Here is a 1,849-nt window from a genome sequence, read left to right as displayed (position 1 = left end):
CAGAACGCCGCCCTGGTCGAGCAGAGCGCCGCTGCGGCCGAGAGCTTGCGTCAGCAGGCCAGGCAGCTGGTGACGTCGGTGTCGCGCTTCAAGTGATCAGCTCAGGCTGCTGTCCAGGTGCTGTGCAAACCGCGCAGCAACCTCGTCCCAGCCCACGTGCACGCCCAGGGTGGCCAGGTCCACCGTTCTCAGGCCGTTGTAGCCGCAGGGGTTGATGCGCCCGTAAGGCGCCAGGTCCATGTCCACGTTCAGCGCCACCCCGTGGTAAGTGCAGTGGCGCGTGACCTTGATGCCGATGGCAGCCACCTTGCCCAGGCCTCGGAAGGGGTCTGAAAGATCTACCGGGCCGGTGAGCGCTGCATGCGCGAACGGGTCGTCGAGCCGAACGTAGATGCCGGGGGCGCCCGCGACGCGATGGCCGGTCACGCCCAGGTCTTGCAGGGTGCGCAGCACCGCCTGCTCCACGCGGTAGACGTATTCCTTGACGAAGTAGCCGCGCCGCTTGAGGTCCAGCAGCGGGTAGGCCACCACCTGTCCCGGCCCGTGGTAGGTCACCTGCCCTCCCCGGTTGGTTTGCACCACGGGGATGTGGCCCGGCCCCGGCGGGTTGAGCAGCACGTGCTCGGCCTTGCCGGCCAGGCCCTGGGTGAACACCGGAGGGTGCTGGCAGACCCAGATCTCGTCGGGGGTGTCGTCGGTGCGCTGCTCGGTGAAGTCCTGCATCGCACGCATGGTGGGTTCGTAGGGCACCAGGCCCAGGTTCTTCAGCGTGGTCACCTGGCGGTTTTACCACCACGCTGTGCAGGCATCGGCAATGGGGTTGGCAAAAAAGCGCCACGCGCCCGAGGCGCTCAGGGTATCAAGCGCGGGCCAGCCGCTGAAACAAGGCCCCGGGCAGGCGAGCCACCTGCCCCATGAGCTCGAGCTCCAGCAGGCGCGCGCCCAGCTCGGCCGGGCCCAGGCCGGTGCGCGCCGACAGGGCGTCCTGCCCGACCGGGTCGTGACCCATGGCCTGCAGGACGGGGTCGCTGCCTGACGCGTCGCCATCGGGTTGCATTGCATCGGCGCCGGAGTCGCTGGATTCGGTCGAGGCCTCGCCGAGCTGGCCCGGCACCCCCAGCCGCAGCTCTTCGAGCACGTCCTGCGCCGTCTCGACCAGCTTGGCGCCTTGTTTGATCAGCGCGTGGCAGCCCCGGGCCTGCGGAGAGTGGATGGAGCCCGGGATGGCCAGCACCTCGCGCCCCATCTCGTTGGCCAGCCGCGCGGTGATGAGCGAGCCCGACTGCACCGCAGCCTCGACCACCAGCGTGCCCCGCGACAGGGCCGCGACGATGCGGTTGCGCCGGGGAAAGTTGGCCGGCAGGGGCGGTGTGTTCAGCGGGAATTCCGACAGCAGCAGGCCGTTGCGGGCCACCCGGCGGGCCAGCGGCTTGTGGCCCTTGGGGTAGACCTCTCTCAAGCCTGTGCCGAGCACGGCGATGGTGCCGCCCGCCTGGTCGCAGGCGAACAACGCATCACCCGACTCGCAGGGCTGCAAAGCCCCGTCGTGCGCAGCGGCATCGATCCCGCGGGCCAGGCCCGAGACCACCACCACGCCCGCTTCGCTGATGGCGCGGGCAAAGGCCTGGGCGTTCTCGGCGCCTTGCTGGGTCGGGTTGCGGCTGCCGACGATGGCCACGGCCGGGCGTCGCCAACGGTCCAGGTCGCCTTCTGCAAAGAGCACCAGGGGCGGATCAACCGCTTCGAGCAAGGGCGCAGGGTAGTTGGCATCGGCCAGGGTGAGCACAGCCCGGGGCGCCTCGGCTTTCGGGTCGTGCAACCAGTCCCAGGCGCGCGCCTGCTCGGCTTG

General features: G+C 70.0%; 2 protein-coding genes. Both read right to left on the bottom strand.

What is annotated here, in order from left to right; genetic code table 11:
- Positions 1 to 96: 96 nt before the first annotated feature.
- A complete protein-coding gene (gene lipB, locus B2W70_RS11820; protein WP_286745915.1) occupies positions 97 to 732 on the bottom strand; it encodes a lipoyl(octanoyl) transferase LipB in 636 nt (211 codons plus the stop codon).
- A gap of 127 nt (positions 733 to 859) precedes the next feature.
- The coding region (gene dprA / locus B2W70_RS11815; protein ID WP_286745910.1) for a DNA-processing protein DprA at positions 860 to 1,849 on the bottom strand (990 nt) is incomplete at its 5' end.

This window comes from Aquabacterium sp. UBA2148 (genome assembly GCF_002328915.1).
GTDB classification, from domain to species: Bacteria; Pseudomonadota; Gammaproteobacteria; order Burkholderiales; family Burkholderiaceae_C; genus Aquabacterium; species Aquabacterium parvum.
Note: the sequence above shows the minus strand (reverse complement) of the source record. Positions and strands in the feature narration are given on the sequence as shown.